A 15,440-nucleotide genomic window follows, 5' to 3' on the forward strand; every position below is an offset into this window, starting at 1 on the left:
TCCTCACAAGTGCTGGGGTACGTCGGCCGGTTGGTCAGATCAGCTCAACGTACTCATCTCCGCTGCGGGTCGCCGCCGAGGCCGCGCGGGCCAGCGGGCGCAGGACGGCGGTGACGGCGTCCGGACGGTCCTCGAAGTAGAAGTGGCCGCCCGGCGTCCAGCGGAGCTCCGGCTCCGCGGCGCACTCGTGGGCCCAGGGGCCGAGCGCGGCCGGGCTGACGTGCGGATCGTCGGTGCCGTTGAGGAGGGTGAGCGGGACCGTGAGGGGGGTGTCCGGCGCGTAGCGGTAGCCGGCGACCATCCGGAAGTCGGCCTTCAGGTGCGGCAGGAGCAGTTCCTGTACGGCCTCGTCCTCGATCACCTCGGGGGGCAGTCCGCCGAAGAACCGGACGGCCTCGGTGAAGGCGCGGCCCTCCAGTGCGGCGGCCTCGACCACGCGGGGGGTCGGCAGCAGCGAGGGGGCGGAGCAGCCGGAGGCGACGAGGCCGGCGAAGCCGCGGATGCCGTCGAGGCGGCGGGCGACCTCGAAGGCGAGGGCGGCGCCGAAGCTGTGGCCGAAGAGGAGGAAGGGACGGTCGGCGGCGAGGGTGATGGCGGTGGCGGCGCCGTCGGCGAGCTCGGCGAGGGAGGCGGGGGCCGGTTCGCGGAAGCGGTGGCCGCGGCCGGGCGGGCAGACGGCGAGGATCCGCGCGTCGGGCTCCATGGCGGGCTGCCAGTCGAGGAAGGTCCGGGGGTTCCCGCCGGCGTGCGGGAAGCAGTAGACGCGGGCGGCGGGGTCAGGGCCGGCCGTGGTCTCGGACGTCAGGAACCAGGGGGAGGCAACCACGAGGATCAGCCATTCCTTTGCCGGTCGGTCGGAGGCGGGAGGGGAAGCAGTGCAGTACGGGGCCGTGGTGGTGGATCAGTTCCAGCCAACGTCGTTGGTGGAGCTGGGCTGGGGGGTGGGGGTGGTGCCGGGCTGCGGGTTGTTCCAGCCGACGTCCCCGGCGTCACCGGCGACGACGTGCGGGTTCGCGTTGTTCCAGCCGACGTCGCCGAGGCGCAGGTGGCTGACGGAGTCGGCCGTGGAGGCACCGTGGGCGAGGCCGGTGACCGCCGTGCCGACGCCGAGGGCGATGCCCGCGGCGGCGAGGACCGCACGGCCGCGGATTCCCGAAACGCGGCCGGCCCGACGAGTCACCATGTGGTTCTTCCCCATTTTGCCCAGTCCCCTCAAGTCGTTTCGCCTTTGGCGATTCCAGGAACGCCAAACCGAGGCGGGTTTCCGGCGGTGCTGATCTCCGGGGCGCCTTCTCGGTGTTCGTTCCTGCGGTGAGACCAAATCTCCCCTGCCGGGTCACGACGAGGTAGACCTACGATGGCTCCGGTTTACGCATTGCGGGAACCCACGGGGTCTCAACCGCTACAAACAGCTGCATACCGGACAGACAGGGGTGGCACGTGGACGTAGTTAAATACGTCAAAACCGCACAAAGCGGCGCACCTGAAGCGCTGTGCGCGGCTGCGGCGGGGGAACCGCAGGCGTTCTTGCGGGAACTCGCAACGCACCTGGGCCTGCTGGCGCAGGAAGCCGCACAGCAGGCGGCCCGGCCCACCCCGGCGCCCGCGGTGGAGGCCCGTCCGGACGAGGAGGTCGTGGGCCCGGGAGTCCGCTACCTGCACGGCCTGGGCAGCATTTCGGCGGCGATCAACGAGGCACTGGGCGCGGTCCGCCGGGACATCCTCACGGCGCAGCCCGACGGGGCGCGGCCGAGCGCGGTGCTGAAGGACGCTCTGGAATCCGTGCGTCGGCACATCTCGGCGGGGATCGCCATGCGGACCCTGTATCAGCACACCACGAGATTCGACGAGGCGACCAAGGAATATGTCCGCGCCGTAACGGAATACGGCGCCCAGGTTCGCACCCTGGAAGAATTCTTTGACCGTTTGATCATTGTGGACGATGTCGCCTTCATTTCTGCGAACGAGGACCGTACCACGGCGATCTCCATTACCGAACCGACTATCGTACGATTTCTTCGCGACACGTTCGACAAGGCCTGGGACCGGGCGAAGCCCTTTCCCTTCGTCCCGCTGCACGCGGCGAAGGCGGCCGACGAGGTCGTCCCGGCGATCCGGGAGTCCATCAGCCGGCTTCTGGTGGAGGGCTACTCGGACAAGGCGATCGCGCGCCGCATAGGCATCAGCGAACGCTCCCTCCAGGCCCACATCGCGGCCATCAAGCAGGAACTCGGAGCCCTCAACCGATTACAGCTCGGCTACCTCCTGGGCCGCAACGAGGCCACCTACGTCCTGTGACCCCGCCGCTCCCGCAGGGGGGACCCTCCCCCTCCCCAAGAAGGGGAAGGGGGAGTCCCTCACTCGGAGAACCTCACTCGGGCACGCCCGCCGGGCTCGGGGCCGGCCGGGGGCGCCTGCGGGAGACGGCCACGCCGCCGAGGCAGATGGCCCCGCCCAACAGGGTCAGCCAGCCGGGGACCTCGTCGAGGACGAACCAGGCGATGACCACCACGACGGCGGGCACGGCGTAGGTGGTCGCGCCCATCTTCCCGGCGGTGGTGCGCGACAGGGCGTAGGTCCAGGTGGTGAAGGCCAGGGCCGTCGGGAAGAGCCCCAGGTAGACCATGTTGAGGGTGGCGGTGAGCGGGGCGTCCGGGATCTGGTCGATGAGCTGCCCGGCGAAGGGCAGGGTGCAGGCCGTGCCGACGAAGCAGCCGTACGTGGTCACCTGGAGCGGGCTCGCGTGCTGGAGGGCGGGCTTCTGCGACACCACCCCGGCCCCGTAGGCGAGCGCGGCGACCAGGCAGAGCAGCACGCCGGTGAGGGAGGAACCGCCGCCCTTGGAGGTGGACATCCCCACGACGGCCGCCCCCGCGAAGGACACGCCCATCCCGACGAGCAGCATCGGCGGGAAACCCTCCTTGAGCAGCCAGCCGCTGAGCAGGGCGATGACGATGGGGCCGATGTTGACCACCATGGCGGCCGTACCGGCGTCGACCCCCTGCTCGCCCCAGTTCAGCGTCACCATGTACAGCCCGAACCAGAGCACTCCGGACGCCAGGATCCCGGGCCACGCCTGCCGCGACGGCGGCGGCACCCGTTTCACGAGCAGGACCACCCCCAGCGCGACGGAGGCTGTCAGCAGCCGCCCCAGCGCGAGCGCCCCGGGCCCGAAGTACTCGGCGGACGCGCGGATGGAGACGAATGCGGAGGCCCACATCACGACGGTCACGGCAGCCGCCGACAGGGCACGTTGATCGGTTCTGGACTCGCCAGCCGTTTGATCCATCCCCCGATGTTGGCAGGGATTCCCGTCTGCGGAGGGCGAGTTGGCCCGCATGCGCCACCCCGACGTCCACCTCCGGCCATCTCCGTCCGGCCCCGGCCCCCTGCCCCCGGCCCTGCGGATGACGCGGGGCGGCGGGTGGAGGTTCAGGCGGTGGCGAGGAGGGCGCGCAGGCGGGCGGCGTAGGCGCGGGGGTGGGTGGTGTTGCCGTTGTGGCCGCCCGGGAAGGTCTCTGTTCCGGTGCCCAGGAGTTCCGCCAGGGCGATGACGCAGCCGTGGTCGAAGACGGTGGCCGGGGTGGTCGCGCCGACGGCCGCGAGGATGCGGGTCGTGGAGCCGGCCAGGGCGGCGGGGTCGAGGGTGTCCTGGAGGACGGCGAGGACGTCGTGCTCCAGAAAGTAGCCGAAATTCGCGCGGCGCCGCTCGTCCATGGGCTGCGGGGTGAGGCCCGGCTCGGTCTCCTGGCGGACGGGGTCTATGCCGAGCGACCGGGCGACCGCCGCCAGGGCCTCGGCGAGTCCGGCCGTGCGGTGGAGCTCGCGGATCCCGGCGAGCTCCGCTTCGTGCCGGACGCGTCCGGCGGCCGGCAGCAGGCGCGGCGCGACCGGCTCATGGGCGACGAGGGTGGACACCTGTCCGGGGTGACGGGCGGCCAGGTGCAGGCCGATGACCGCGCCCAGGCTGCATCCGAGCATCAGGGCGGGCCCGTCGGTGACGGCGGCCAGCAGCCGGTGGACGTCCTCGGCGTGCTCGGCGATGGAGGTGGTCCGCCCCGGCTCCGCGAGCCGGCTGCGGGAGAGCCCGCGGCGGTCGTAGGTCAGGACCGTGAACGCATCGGTGAGGTGCGGGACCAGGTCCACCGTGCGGTCCGCGTCGCCCTCGCCGCTCTGCGAGATCAGCAGCAACGGCCCCGACCCTTCGAGCCGGTAGTGCAGGGTCGCGCCGGGGACGGGGAGCGAGGAGGTCTGACGGGTGCTGTCCATGGTGACGTGCTCCTTCTGCGGTCGGCTCCGTGCGGTGTGCTCGGCGCGGGCGGTGCGGTCGGCGGGCGGACCCTTCGTCCGCCGCTCTGCAACCAACGTAATCCATCGAGATCGATACATCAAGAGAGATGGATCGATTTCGATGAATCCATTGCGATGCAGTAGGCTGGAGCCGTGGACGGAATCGAACTCTTCCTGCTGGGCCGGGCCTTGATGAAACTCGGCGAGGAAGCCCTGCCCGAACCGCCCGGCGGCTCCGGCCGCTACGCCGGCGGCACCCGCTCCGTCGTCATCGTCGCCGGGGACATCGCCGCGCACCCGGACACCACCGTCGGCGAGACCGCGCAGCGCACCGGCCTGCCGCAGAGCCAGGTCTCGGGCGCCGTCGCCCGGCTGCGCGAGGCCGGCTCCGTCGAGACGGCGCCCGACCCCGCCGACCGCCGCCGGACGCTGGTGCGGCCCGCCCCCGTGGCCTCCGCGCGCGTCGCGGCCGTACGGGCCGCGGGCAGCTCAAAGGTCGAAGAGGCCCTCGCCCGGGCCCTGGGCGAGGAGGGCGCCGACCGGCTCCCGGAGGTGACACGGGCCCTGGAGGTCCTCGCCCGCCACCTCGCGGTCCGCCCCGGGCCCTGACCACGCGTCGCGACCACCCCTGCGACCACCGCCACGACCACTCTGGCGAACACCCCGCAGCCGCCCCCGCGAAGTGATCCGGCTCACACCATGTCACAACCGCGCTCCCTCCGGTGTCTTGAGGCCGAACGAGGCCGGACCCGAAGGAGAGACACCATGACGCAGCGCACCGAGGTGGTCGTGATCGGCGGCGGATACGCCGGCGTGATGGCCGCCAACCGCCTGACCCAGCGCGACGACGTGACCGTGACGCTGATCAACCCGCGCCCGGACTTCGTCGAGCGGATCCGCCTCCACCAGCTGGTGGGCGGCACCCACGACGCGGTCCTCGACTACCGCAAGGTCCTCGCCGGGGGCGTCCGGCTGGTGGTCGACAGCGCGACCCGGATCGACGCGGCCGGACGCACCGTGACCCTGGCGGCCGGAGCTCCCGTCGCCTACGACTACCTCGTCTACGCGGTGGGCAGCGGCAGCGCCGACCCCCGCGTGCCCGGCGCGGCCGAGTTCGCCCACCCGCTGGCCGGCCTGGAGGAGGCCCGGCGGCTGCGACCGCTCCTCGACGCCGCGCCCGCGGCGGCCCCGGTCACGGTGGTCGGGGGCGGCACGACCGGCATCGAGACCGCCGCCGAACTGGCCGAGCGGGGCCGCGCCGTCACCCTGGTCTGCGGCGGGCTGCTCGGGCCGTCCCTGCACCCCCGGGCCCGGCGCGCGGTGGCCCGGCAGCTGGCGAGGCTCGGAGTGACGGTGCTCGCGGGCCCCGACACCCGGGTGACGGCCGTCTCGCGCGACGCGGTGCGGCTCGGCGACGGCCGCGAACTGCCCAGCGCGGTGACCATCTGGACGGCCGGGTTCGGCGTGCCCGACCTGGCGGCCCGCAGCGGGCTGAGCACCGACGCCCTGGGCCGCCTGCTCACGGACGAGACGCTGACCAGCGTGGACGACGTACGCATCGTCGCGGCCGGGGACTCGGCCGCCCCCTCGGACCTGCCGTTCCGGATGAGCTGCCAGGCCGCCGTCCAGCTGGGCCCGCAGGCCGCCGAGACGGTGCTCAGCCGGCTCGCCGGGAGCCGGCCGCAGCCCGTGGACGTGGGGTTCGCCGCCCAGTGCCTCAGCCTGGGCCGCCGCGCCGGCGTCCTGCAGCTGTCCCACAAGGACGACACCGTCAAGAAGTACCACCTGGCCGGCCGGCCGGGCGCGCTGGTCAAGGAGCTCATCTGCAAGGGCATCCCCTGGCAGCTGGGTTACGAGGCCCGCAAGCCCGGCGCGCGCACCTGGTGGAGCAAGGACGAGAAGCGCCGGCAGCTGCTGCGCACCGAGCGCGCCACGACCCCGGCCACCCCCTGAATCCCCTGCATCCCCCCCGTACCGACCCGTCGACGACAAGGACCCCCTGTGGACGCACACCTGAGCGACCATGCCGCCGGCCCGGCGACCGACACGTTCGTCTCCCTGCGCAACCTGCTCTTCACCGTCGCCTACGAGATGCTCGGATCGGCCGCCGACGCGGAGGACGTCCTCCAGGAGACCTGGCTGCGGTGGGTCGAGGTCGACCCGGCGCAGGTCCTCGACCACCGCGCCTACCTGGTCCGGATCACCACCCGGCAGGCGCTCAACCGGCTGCGCACGATGCAGCGCCGCAAGGAGGCGTACGTCGGCCAGTGGCTGCCCGAGCCGCTGCTCACCACGCCGGACGTGGCCGAGGACGTGGAGCTCGCCGAGAGCATGTCGATGGCGATGATGCTGGTCCTGGAGACGCTCTCGCCGACCGAACGCGCCGTCTTCGTGCTGCGCGAGGTCTTCGACGTCGACTACGAGGAGATCGCGGCCGCCGTCGAGAAGACCCCGGCCGCCGTCCGCCAGATAGCGCACCGCGCGCGCCGGCACGTCGACGCCCGCCGTCCCCGCCGGACGGTCTCCGCGGGCAAGGCGCGGGCGGCCGTGGAGGCGTTCCGGCTCGCCCTCGAAACCCGCAACCTCCAGGACCTCCTCGACGTGCTCGCCCCCGAGGTCGTCCTGGTGAGCGACGGCGGCGGGGTCAAGCAGGCCGCGCTGCGGCCGGTCGTCGGCGCAGGGAAGGTGGCCCGCTTCTACCTCGGCGGCTCCGCCAAGGCCGGGTACACGGTCACCTGCGAGCTCACCACGGTCAACGGCAGCCCGGCCCTGGTCGTACGCCTCGACGGGGAGATCGACGGAATCATGGCGGTCCGCGTCGAGGACGCCCGCATCAGCGGCCTCTACTACGTCCGCAACCCCGAGAAGCTCGCCCGCGTCGCCTCGGAGACACCGCTGACCCTCCGGTGACCCCCTCGGCCCCGCGGTGAACCCCGCCGCCCGACCCCGCCCTGGACCCCCGCGCCGTCAGCCGGACGCCGGCGCGGGGACGAAGGACGCCAGGTCCTCGGCGACCGCGCGGACCACGTCCGCGTGCCGCTCCGCCAGGTAGAAGTGCCCGCCGGGGAAGGAGCGGAAGGTGAAGGCCGCCCCTGTCAGCTCCCGCCACCCCATGGCCTCGGCCACGCTCGCCCGCGGATCGGACTCCCCGCACAGCACGCTCATGGCGGTGCGCAGCGGCGGCCCCGGCTCGTACCGGTAGGTCTCGACGGCCTTGTAGTCACTGCGCAGCGACGGGAGGATCAGCTCCCGGAACTCCGGGTCCGCCAGCAGCCCGGCGTCGGTGCCGACGAGTGCCGTCAGCTGCCCGATCAGGGCGTCGTCGCCCTGGAGGTGCAGGGCGGCCTCCTCGCGGTGCGCCAGCGGGGAGCGCCGCCCGGACAGGACCAGGCCGCGCGGGCCCTCCCCCGCGCGTTCCCACCGCCGGGCCAGCTCGAAGGCGAGTACGGCGCCCATGCTGTGCCCGAACAGCACTACGGGCCGCTCCCGCCACGGCAGCAGCGCCCGTTCCACCCCGTCGACCAGCCCGTCCACCGTGTCCGGGCCGGTCTCCCCCAGCCGCTCCTGGCGGCCGGGGTACTGGACGGTGAGCACCTCGGCGTGCGCGGCGAGGTCCCGGGAGAACGGGAAGTAGAAGGAGGCGTTGCCGCCCGCGTGCGGGAGGACGACGAGGACGGGCGCGGTCGGGGGGTGCGCCGTCGGGTGGAAGCGGCGGATCCAGGGGTCGCGGCGGGTGCCGGTGGGGGCCGTCATCGCGCCTCCCCGCCGAAGTGGCCGTCGAGCAGCAGCTTCTTCTGCGGCTTGCCCATGGCGTTGCGCGGTACGGAGGCTACGAAGCGGACCTCGCGGGGGCGTTTGTGGACCGAGAGGTGGGCGGCGACGAAGTCGGTGAGTTCGGCGCCGGTGACCCCTTCGGCGACGACGAAGGCGACGATCCGCTGCCCGAGGTCGGCGTCCGGGACGCCGACGACGGCCGCCTCGCTCACCTTGGGGTGGTCCAGCAGGGCGTTCTCGATCTCGCCCGCGCCGATGCGGTAGCCACCGGACTTGATCATGTCGATGGAGGCGCGGCCGACGATGCGGTGGACGCCGTCGCTCTCGTCGACGGCCGCGATGTCACCCGTACGGAACCAGCCGTCCTCGGTGTACGCGGCGGCGGTGGCCTCGGGGCGGCCCAGGTATCCGGAGAACAGGGTGGGCCCGGTCAGCTGGAGTTCCCCGATCTCGGCGCCCGGCTCGGCGGCGATGCGGGTCCGGATGCCGGGAAGCGGGGTGCCGACGGTGCCGGGGCGCACTTCGCCGCCGGCCCGGCCGCTGACGGTGATCAGCGTTTCGGTCATGCCGTAGCGCTCGACGGGGCGGTGCCCGGTGAGGCGTTCCAGGTCCCGGAAGACGGGGGCCGGCAGCGGGGCGCTGCCGGAGACCAGGAGGCGGGCCCCGGACAGGGCGGCGGCCGACGCCGGGTCGGCGGCCACGCGGGACCAGACGGTCGGCACCCCGAAGTACAGGCTGCCGCCCGCGGCGGCGTAGGCCTGCGGGGTCGGGCGGCCGGTGTGCACCAGGCGGCTGCCGGTGCGCAGGGCGCCGAGGACCCCGAGGACGAGGCCGTGCACGTGGAAGAGCGGGAGCCCGTGCACGAGGGTGTCCTCGGCGCTCCACTGCCAGGCTTCGGCGAGGGCGTCGAGGTCGGCCGCGAGGGCGTCGGCGGCCAGGACCACGCCCTTGGGCGGGCCGGTGGTGCCGGAGGTGTACAGGATCAGTGCGGGGTCCTGCGGGGAGGCGCCCGGAGCGGCGGTGGGCGGGGCGGCCCGCCGGGCGAAGTCGGCCTCGATCGCGACGGCGCCGGAGTCGCGCAGGATGTGGTCGCGTTCGGCGGGTCCGGCGTCGGGGGGCAGCGGTACGCAGGGCACCCCGGCGAGCAGGGCGCCGACGACGGCGGCGACGGTCTCCAGCGAGGCCGTCGCGGTGACGGCGACGGCGGGGGCGCCCGCGATGTCGGCGGCCACGGCGCCGGCCGCGCCCAGCAGTTCCTCGTACGAAGCGGTGCGGCCGGCGACGCCGATGGCGTCCGCGCGGTCGCCGTACGTCCCGTCCAGTGCGGTCAGCACGCGGCAACTCCCTGTCGATGGTGGGAACCCAGGCTACGTTCCCCCACCCGGCGCGCGGCCGGGTGGTCCCGCCCCGACCCTGGGGGCGGGACGGAACCACCGCGTCCGCGCGGGACCGCACCCGGGACGGCGTCCGGGTCGGTCCGCCGCTAGATGACGCCCTGGGCCAGCATCGCGTCGGCCACGCGCTCGAAGCCGGCGATGTTGGCGCCGGTGACGTAGTCGCCCGGGGCGCCGTAGCGGGCCGCCGTCTCGTGGGAGACCTCGTGGATCGAGCGCATGATGCCCGCGAGCTCGTCCTCGACCCGGTCGCGGCTCCAGGCCACCCGGCCCGCGTTCTGGGCCATCTCCAGCGCGCTGACGGCGACGCCGCCCGCGTTGGCGGCCTTGCCCGGTCCGAAGGCGACGCCCGCCTCCTGGAAGAGGTGCACCGCGTCGGGGGTGGTGGGCATGTTCGCGCCCTCCGAGACGGCCTTGACGCCGTTCGCGACGAGCGTGCGCGCGTCCTCGACGCCCAGCTCGTTCTGGGTCGCCGACGGGAAGGCCACGTCCGCCGGGACCTCCCAGACCCGTCCGCCCTGCACGAAGCGCGCGGAGGGCCCGCGGCGGGCGGCGTACTCGGCGATGCGGCCGCGCTCGACCTCCTTGATCTGCTTGAGCAGGGCGAGGTCGATGCCCTTGTCGTCGACGACGTAGCCGGAGGAGTCGGAGGCCGTCAGCGGGTTGGCGCCGAGCTGCTGGAGCTTCTCGATCGTGTACAGGGCGACGTTGCCGGAGCCGGAGACCACCGCGGAGAGGCCGTCGAGGGACTCCCCGCGCACCTTCAGCATCTCGGCGGCGAACAGGACGGCGCCGTAGCCGGTGGCCTCGGGGCGGATCGCGGAGCCGCCCCAGCCCCGGCCCTTGCCGGTCAGGACGCCGGCCTCCCAGCGGTTGGTGATGCGGCGGTACTGGCCGAAGAGGTAGCCGATCTCGCGGCCGCCGACGCCGATGTCACCGGCCGGGACGTCGGTGTGCTCGCCGATGTGGCGGGACAGCTCGGTCATGAAGGACTGGCAGAAGCGCATGACCTCGGCGTCCGACTTGCCGTGCGGGTCGAAGTCGCTGCCGCCCTTGCCGCCGCCGATGCCGAGGCCGGTCAGGGCGTTCTTGAAGATCTGCTCGAAGCCGAGGAACTTCACGACGCCGATGTCCACCGACGGGTGGAAGCGCAGGCCGCCCTTGTAGGGGCCCAGCGCGCTGTTGAACTCGACGCGGTAGCCGCGGTTCACGTGCACGCGGCCCCGGTCGTCGGTCCACGGCACGCGGAAGATGATCTGCCGCTCGGGCTCCAGGAGCCGCTCGACGAGTCCGGCTTCGGCGTACTCGGGGCGGGCCGCGAGAACGGGGGCCAGGGTGTCGAGGACCTCCCGTACGGCCTGGTGGAACTCGGGCTGCGCGGGGTTGCGGCGCTCGATGTCCGCCCGCAGTACGTCCAGCCTGTCCTTGGCGTCGGTCACGTCTGTTTCCTCTCCGAGATGTGTCGAGGGGCGTGCGGGCCCGGCCGAAGGAGCGTACCGTGCCCGGGCTGCGCTCCGGCAAAGCTCGTTCCAAGGCTCTGAACTGGGACTTTGGCCCGCGTCGGATATGTCGGGACGTGGCCGTCCGCGAGCCGTAGGATCGCCCCGGACCGGCTCCCCGTCGCTTGGACGGTCCGACGGGGGGCGACACGAGCGCGAGGGAAGAGGGCTGCGTGGAGACGGCACGGACGGCTTCGCTGATCGCCGCGGTGGTGACGACGGGTCTGGTGAGCGGGCTCTTCTGGGGATTCGCGGTGGCGGTCATGCCCGCCCTGCGCGGCGCGGGCGACCGGACGGCCGTGGAGGTGATGCAGCGGGTCAACGTCTCGATCCTCAACGGCTGGTTCCTGGCCGGTTATCTGGGCGCGCCGCTGTTCACCGGGCTCGCCCTCGTCCTGCACCTGCCCGCGGACGGACGGGAGGTGCTGCCGCCGCTGATCGCGGCGTTCGTGGCGAGCGTCCTCGCGCTGTTCGTGACGGGGCGGGTGAACATCCCCCTCAACAACGCCCTGGAGCAGGCCGGCCCGGCGGACGGGCTGGCGGACCCGGCCGCCGTGCGCCGCGCGTTCGAGGGCCCGTGGGTCCGCGCGAACGTGTGGCGCACCCTGCTGTGCACGGCGGCGACCGGCCTGCTGGCGTGGGCCCTGGTCCTGTACGGCCAGTCCCGCTAGCCCCGGTCCGCTAGCCCCGGTCCGCCGTGGCGCGGCCGTGCAGGAGCAGGGCGCGGGCCAGGGCGGTCAGGGCGGCGGTGCAGAGCAGCGTGCGGATGATGTTCGTGGTGACCCAGGTGCCCCTGAACTTGTCGAGCACCGGGAAGGCGGTGGCCTCGGCCGCGTCGCCGACGGCCGCGAGCTCGTTGTTGAGCGGGATGTTCACCGTGAAGGTGATGACGAGGACGACGAGGTAGGCGGCGGCGGCCGCGCCCGCCCAGAGCGCGACCGTGCGCCGCCCGCCGCGGAACTCGACGACGGCCGAGGCCGCCGCGGCGAGCAGCGCGAGCAGGAAGACCGTGCCGAAGAGGCCGTTGCCGTCGATGGCGGCGTTGAAGTGCTGCATGGCGGTGACGTACGTGCGGTCGTCGGAGGCGGCCAGCCCCGGCATCACCGAGACGTCGAAGGCGAAGAACAGGCCCGCCATCAGGCCGACCAGGACGGTCGCCAGCCCCAGCAGGAAGCCCGCAGCCCCGGCCCTGGCCCTGCCCCCGTTTCCGCCACCGTGCGGTCTTGAATGTTCCGTTTCCATGGACGTGCCTCCCCGTTGCCGACGGGCCCCGCGCCCGTGCGCGGCCGATGGTGGCATCCCGCCCGGCCCCGGGGCCAGGGTTGTGCCGGAACACGCCGCGGGGCCGGTGGAGCACGGGTCAGGCGGCCGTCCCGCCCGCGTTGCGGACCAGTTGCCGGAGCACCTTCACCGTGGTGACGTAGTCCGTGTCGTCGATGCCCTCGTGGAGGGCGGCGCGGATCGCGGGGGCGTTGCGCGCGAGGTCGACGCGGGCCCGTTCCCCGTCCTCGGTGAGCCACAGCCGGTCCTGCGCGTCCCGGGTCAGCCAGCCGCGCTCCACGAGCACCTCGGCCTCGGCCGCCAGGTCGTCCTCGGCCCGGATGTAGGAGGTCATGGCCTCCCTCAGCTCGGACAGGGTCATCCCCTGCCCGTCGGGCGAGATGTCGTTCTCCGAGAGGTTGCGCAGCAGCCAGAACTGGGGCTGGGTGTAGCCCTTTTCGGCCTGCCGCGCCCGGGTGAAGGCGATGAGCGCCTCGTAGGCGACACCCGTCCAGTAGGCGGCGGGCTGTCCGGCGAGTTCGGCGTCGGAGATCTGCTGGGTGGTCATGGGAGGTCCCCTCGCGGTGTTCCGGGTGCGTGCCCGCACGCCGTGCGGGCGGGCCATGCGCAGACAGTAGGACCTCAAGTGCGCTTGGGGGCAAGCGCGCGGTGTCGCGAAGCCGCCGGTCTTCGAGTCGTTCTCCGGCGGCACCCGGCACCGTGGGACCGGCACCGCCGCACCGCCGAACCGCCGAACCGCGGCGTCCGCCTCCCCCTGCGAGGAAAGGCCCGGATGAGCACCGAATCCCCGACCCAGCCGCCCGCCGGCGCGGACTACGTCTCCGCCGAGCTGTACACCCGGATCCAGCAGTTCTACGCCGACCAGATGGCCCTGATGGACCACGGCGACGCCGAGGCCTGGGCCGCGACCTTCACCGAGGACGCGGTCTTCCCCGCCGGGGTCACCAGCCGGGCGGGCCGCGCCGACTCGGCACGGGCGCACGCCGAGAAGCTGGTCCTGGAGAAGGCGGACCTGCGTCACTGGCTGGGCATGCTCGACGTCCGCCCCCAGCCGGACGGCACCCTGCGCACCCGCGCGTACGTACTGACCGCGCGGACCGTGCGCGGCGAGGAACTGCGGATCACGGCGAGCGTGGTGTGCCGTGACCACCTCGTCGAGGAGGGCGGCCGCTGGAAGGTCGGCGAACGGACCCTGCGGCGCGACGGAACGGTCTGATCCCCGTCCCACGGAAGGGACTTGACCTCAACTCGGCTTGAGGTTCTACGTTCTCCCTTCGAGGCCCCGCCTGCACCATGCACCACTCCTGACCCACTGTTTATTGTGAATCGAGGTACCCCCATGTCCGACAGCCCCCTGAAGGTCGGCGTCCTGGTCGGCAGCGTCCGTACGGGCCGCTTCGCCGACACGGTCGCGAACTGGTTCGTCTCCGAGGCCGGCCGCCGCGACGACATGGAGATCCACGTGATCGACCTGTCGGAACCGGCGATCGTCGAGGAGCTGAAGCTGAACCTCGACCCGCTGGGCACCCCCGGCGAGGCTCCCGCCCTGGCCGAGAGGATCCAGGGGCTGGACGCGTACGTGGTCGTCACCCCCGAGTACAACCACGGCTACCCGGCCTCGCTGAAGCTGGCCGTGGACTACGTGTACGGCGGCTGGCGGGCCAAGCCGGTCGCCTTCGTCTCGTACGGCGGGATGGCGGGCGGCCTGCGCGCCGTCGAACAGCTGCGACAGGTCTTCGCCGAGCTGCACGCCGTCACCGTGCGGGACACCGTGAGCTTCCACAACGCGTGGGAGAAGTTCGACGAGAAGGGCCGTCCGCTCGACGAGGACGCCAGCTCCAAGGCCGCCACCGTCCTCCTCGACCAGCTCGCCTGGTGGGGCGTCACCCTGCGCGAGGGCCGCGCCGCGCGCCCGTACGAGGCCTGATCCGCCCGCGCCCGCCCGCACGACCCACCGGGGCCCCGCCGACGCACCTGCCGGCGGGGCCCCGTCCCGTCCGGACGGGACGGGCCGGGCCGGGCCGGAGCCTCAGGCCCGCGACAGGGAACCGGAACGCTGCTCGGGCGGGAGGCCGCGCAGCGAGTCCGCGACCTCCATCACGTAGCGCCCGTACCCGGACTTGCCCAGGAGCTCCCCGAGCCGGTGGCACTGCTCGACGTCGATGAACCCCATGCGCAGGGCCACCTCCTCGACACAGGCGATGCGCATGCCCTGGCGGCGCTCCAGGGTCTGGATGTACTGCCCCGCGTCCAGCAGCGAATCGTGGGTACCGGTGTCGAGCCAGGTGAACCCGCGTCCCAGGTCGACGAGGGTGGCCTTGCCGCGGGCCAGGTACTCCAGGTTGACGTCCGTGATCTCCAGTTCCCCCCGGGGAGAGGGCCGCAGCCCGCGGGCGATGGAGACCACGTCGTTGTCGTAGAAGTACAGGCCGGTGATGGCCCGGTTGGACTTGGGCCGGACCGGCTTCTCCTCGATGGACACCAGCCGGCCGTCCGCGTCGGCCTCGCCCACGCCGTACCGCTCCGGGTCCCGCACCGGGTAGCCGAACAGCAGGGCCCCGTCGGTGTGTGGCATGTGGCGCTGGAGCAGCCGGGCGAAGCCGGGGCCGTGGAAGATGTTGTCCCCGAGGACCAGGGCGACGGGGTCGCCGCCGATGTGGTCCGCGCCGATGGTGAAGGCCTCCGCGAGGCCGCGGGGCTGTTCCTGCTCGGCGTAGGAGAGGGACAGGCCGAGGGCGCTGCCGTCTCCGAGGACCGCGCGGAACTGTGGCAGGTCCCGGGGGGAGGAGATGACCAGGATCTCCCGGATCCCGGCCAGCATCAGCACCGACAACGGGTAGTAGATCATCGGCTTGTCGTAGACGGGCAGCAGCTGCTTGGACACCCCCAGGGTGATGGGGTGCAGCCGGGTCCCGCTGCCTCCGGCCAGGATGATGCCCTTCACCGCTCGTCACCTCGTGTCGTCGCCGGCCCCACGGCCGGCCCCGGGCCGTGGCCGTTCGAGGCTGCCGGGCTCCGGTCGAGGGCGGGTCGAGACGGCGCTCCCTCCGCACGGACCGGGCGCACGGACCGGGCGCACGGACCGGGCGCCGCCGCGCGGTACGGCGTCGAGCGGCTTTCCAGCGGAGCTGGACGCGCCGCCCCGAGGGTGGGCGCATCGCCCCCGTATGGCGTGCCGCCACGAACGAGCGAGGAAAAGGTG

At 73.1% G+C, this 15,440-nt stretch carries 17 protein-coding genes; 7 read left to right on the plus strand and 10 right to left on the minus strand.

Annotated features, from left to right (window positions below):
* Window positions 1-34: 34 nt before the first annotated feature.
* Entirely contained in the window at window positions 35-826 is a 792-nt protein-coding gene (locus SLAV_RS40045; RefSeq protein ID WP_031943744.1) for a thioesterase II family protein, read from the minus strand.
* Window positions 827-901: 75 nt separating this feature from the next.
* Window positions 902-1,183 (minus strand): hypothetical protein, encoded by a 282-nt coding sequence (locus tag SLAV_RS40050; protein WP_158740839.1) that lies wholly within the window; start codon window positions 1,181-1,183, stop codon window positions 902-904.
* A gap of 257 nt (window positions 1,184-1,440) precedes the next feature.
* Between SLAV_RS40050 and SLAV_RS40055 the strand changes: the two genes are divergently transcribed.
* Complete coding sequence (locus tag SLAV_RS40055; RefSeq protein WP_031943743.1) at window positions 1,441-2,298, plus strand: helix-turn-helix transcriptional regulator; 858 nt, start codon at window positions 1,441-1,443, stop codon at window positions 2,296-2,298.
* A gap of 73 nt (window positions 2,299-2,371) precedes the next feature.
* Here SLAV_RS40055 and SLAV_RS40060 read toward each other — a convergent pair whose 3' ends face one another.
* Complete coding sequence (locus SLAV_RS40060) at window positions 2,372-3,289, minus strand: DMT family transporter (RefSeq protein ID WP_030237895.1); 918 nt, start codon at window positions 3,287-3,289, stop codon at window positions 2,372-2,374.
* Between the two features lie 143 nt (window positions 3,290-3,432).
* On the minus strand, window positions 3,433-4,269 hold the full coding sequence (locus SLAV_RS40065; protein WP_030237898.1) for an alpha/beta fold hydrolase: 837 nt from the start codon (window positions 4,267-4,269) through the stop codon (window positions 3,433-3,435).
* Between the two features lie 174 nt (window positions 4,270-4,443).
* Between SLAV_RS40065 and SLAV_RS40070 the strand changes: the two genes are divergently transcribed.
* The 3 genes from SLAV_RS40070 (at window position 4,444) to SLAV_RS40080 (ending at window position 7,200) form a co-directional block, all read left to right on the plus strand.
* On the plus strand, window positions 4,444-4,899 hold the full coding sequence (locus SLAV_RS40070; RefSeq protein WP_030237899.1) for a MarR family transcriptional regulator: 456 nt from the start codon (window positions 4,444-4,446) through the stop codon (window positions 4,897-4,899).
* A gap of 156 nt (window positions 4,900-5,055) precedes the next feature.
* A complete protein-coding gene (locus SLAV_RS40075) occupies window positions 5,056-6,243 on the plus strand; it encodes an NAD(P)/FAD-dependent oxidoreductase (protein ID WP_030237910.1) in 1,188 nt (395 codons plus the stop codon).
* 60 nt (window positions 6,244-6,303) lie between these two features.
* Window positions 6,304-7,200, plus strand: a complete 897-nt coding sequence (locus SLAV_RS40080) for an RNA polymerase sigma-70 factor (RefSeq protein ID WP_030237913.1) — start codon at window positions 6,304-6,306, stop codon at window positions 7,198-7,200.
* A gap of 57 nt (window positions 7,201-7,257) precedes the next feature.
* On the opposite strand, the gene SLAV_RS40085 is transcribed toward SLAV_RS40080, so the two are convergent.
* From SLAV_RS40085 to gdhA, 3 genes are all read right to left on the minus strand, one after another.
* Window positions 7,258-8,043, minus strand: coding sequence for a thioesterase II family protein (locus SLAV_RS40085; RefSeq protein ID WP_030237915.1), 786 nt, complete (start codon window positions 8,041-8,043; stop codon window positions 7,258-7,260).
* A complete protein-coding gene (locus SLAV_RS40090; protein WP_030237918.1) occupies window positions 8,040-9,398 on the minus strand; it encodes an AMP-binding protein in 1,359 nt (452 codons plus the stop codon). The genes SLAV_RS40085 and SLAV_RS40090 overlap by 4 nt, the downstream gene beginning before the upstream one ends.
* Before the next feature lie 149 nt (window positions 9,399-9,547).
* Window positions 9,548-10,897: an NADP-specific glutamate dehydrogenase gene (gdhA, locus tag SLAV_RS40095; RefSeq protein ID WP_030237921.1), complete on the minus strand. Its 1,350-nt coding sequence runs from the start codon at window positions 10,895-10,897 to the stop codon at window positions 9,548-9,550.
* 233 nt (window positions 10,898-11,130) lie between these two features.
* Here gdhA and SLAV_RS40100 point away from each other — a divergent pair, with 233 nt between their 5' ends.
* Window positions 11,131-11,628, plus strand: coding sequence for an anthrone oxygenase family protein (locus SLAV_RS40100; protein ID WP_030237924.1), 498 nt, complete (start codon window positions 11,131-11,133; stop codon window positions 11,626-11,628).
* A 10-nt stretch (window positions 11,629-11,638) separates the two neighbouring features.
* Here SLAV_RS40100 and SLAV_RS40105 read toward each other — a convergent pair whose 3' ends face one another.
* Window positions 11,639-12,199, minus strand: a complete 561-nt coding sequence (locus tag SLAV_RS40105; RefSeq protein WP_031943740.1) for an anthrone oxygenase family protein — start codon at window positions 12,197-12,199, stop codon at window positions 11,639-11,641.
* A gap of 118 nt (window positions 12,200-12,317) precedes the next feature.
* Window positions 12,318-12,785 (minus strand): winged helix DNA-binding protein, encoded by a 468-nt coding sequence (locus SLAV_RS40110; RefSeq protein WP_030237929.1) that lies wholly within the window; start codon window positions 12,783-12,785, stop codon window positions 12,318-12,320.
* 225 nt (window positions 12,786-13,010) lie between these two features.
* On the opposite strand from SLAV_RS40110, the gene SLAV_RS40115 reads away from it, so the two are divergent.
* Complete coding sequence (locus SLAV_RS40115; RefSeq protein ID WP_030237931.1) at window positions 13,011-13,454, plus strand: nuclear transport factor 2 family protein; 444 nt, start codon at window positions 13,011-13,013, stop codon at window positions 13,452-13,454.
* 123 nt (window positions 13,455-13,577) lie between these two features.
* The gene (locus SLAV_RS40120) at window positions 13,578-14,165 is read left to right on the plus strand and encodes an NADPH-dependent FMN reductase (RefSeq protein WP_030237934.1); all 588 of its coding nucleotides are present in this window, start codon (window positions 13,578-13,580) and stop codon (window positions 14,163-14,165) included.
* Window positions 14,166-14,267: 102 nt separating this feature from the next.
* On the opposite strand, the gene rfbA is transcribed toward SLAV_RS40120, so the two are convergent.
* Window positions 14,268-15,182, minus strand: a complete 915-nt coding sequence (gene rfbA / locus SLAV_RS40125) for a glucose-1-phosphate thymidylyltransferase RfbA (RefSeq protein ID WP_031943739.1) — start codon at window positions 15,180-15,182, stop codon at window positions 14,268-14,270.
* Window positions 15,183-15,440: the final 258 nt, after the last annotated feature.

It is taken from the genome of Streptomyces lavendulae subsp. lavendulae, from assembly GCF_002803845.1.
GTDB classification, from domain to species: Bacteria; Actinomycetota; Actinomycetes; order Streptomycetales; family Streptomycetaceae; genus Streptomyces; species Streptomyces lavendulae.

Coding starts and splice junctions, on each gene's coding strand:
- SLAV_RS40050 (WP_158740839.1), bottom strand. CDS start 1,183: ATGGTGACTCGTCGGGCCGGCCGCGTTTCGGGAATCCGCGGCCGTGCG.
- SLAV_RS40060 (WP_030237895.1), bottom strand. CDS start 3,289: ATGGATCAAACGGCTGGCGAGTCCAGAACCGATCAACGTGCCCTGTCG.
- SLAV_RS40065 (WP_030237898.1), bottom strand. CDS start 4,269: ATGGACAGCACCCGTCAGACCTCCTCGCTCCCCGTCCCCGGCGCGACC.
- SLAV_RS40075 (WP_030237910.1), top strand. CDS start 5,056: ATGACGCAGCGCACCGAGGTGGTCGTGATCGGCGGCGGATACGCCGGC.
- SLAV_RS40085 (WP_030237915.1), bottom strand. CDS start 8,043: ATGACGGCCCCCACCGGCACCCGCCGCGACCCCTGGATCCGCCGCTTC.
- SLAV_RS40105 (WP_031943740.1), bottom strand. CDS start 12,199: ATGGAAACGGAACATTCAAGACCGCACGGTGGCGGAAACGGGGGCAGG.
- SLAV_RS40110 (WP_030237929.1), bottom strand. CDS start 12,785: ATGACCACCCAGCAGATCTCCGACGCCGAACTCGCCGGACAGCCCGCC.
- SLAV_RS40115 (WP_030237931.1), top strand. CDS start 13,011: ATGAGCACCGAATCCCCGACCCAGCCGCCCGCCGGCGCGGACTACGTC.
- SLAV_RS40120 (WP_030237934.1), top strand. CDS start 13,578: ATGTCCGACAGCCCCCTGAAGGTCGGCGTCCTGGTCGGCAGCGTCCGT.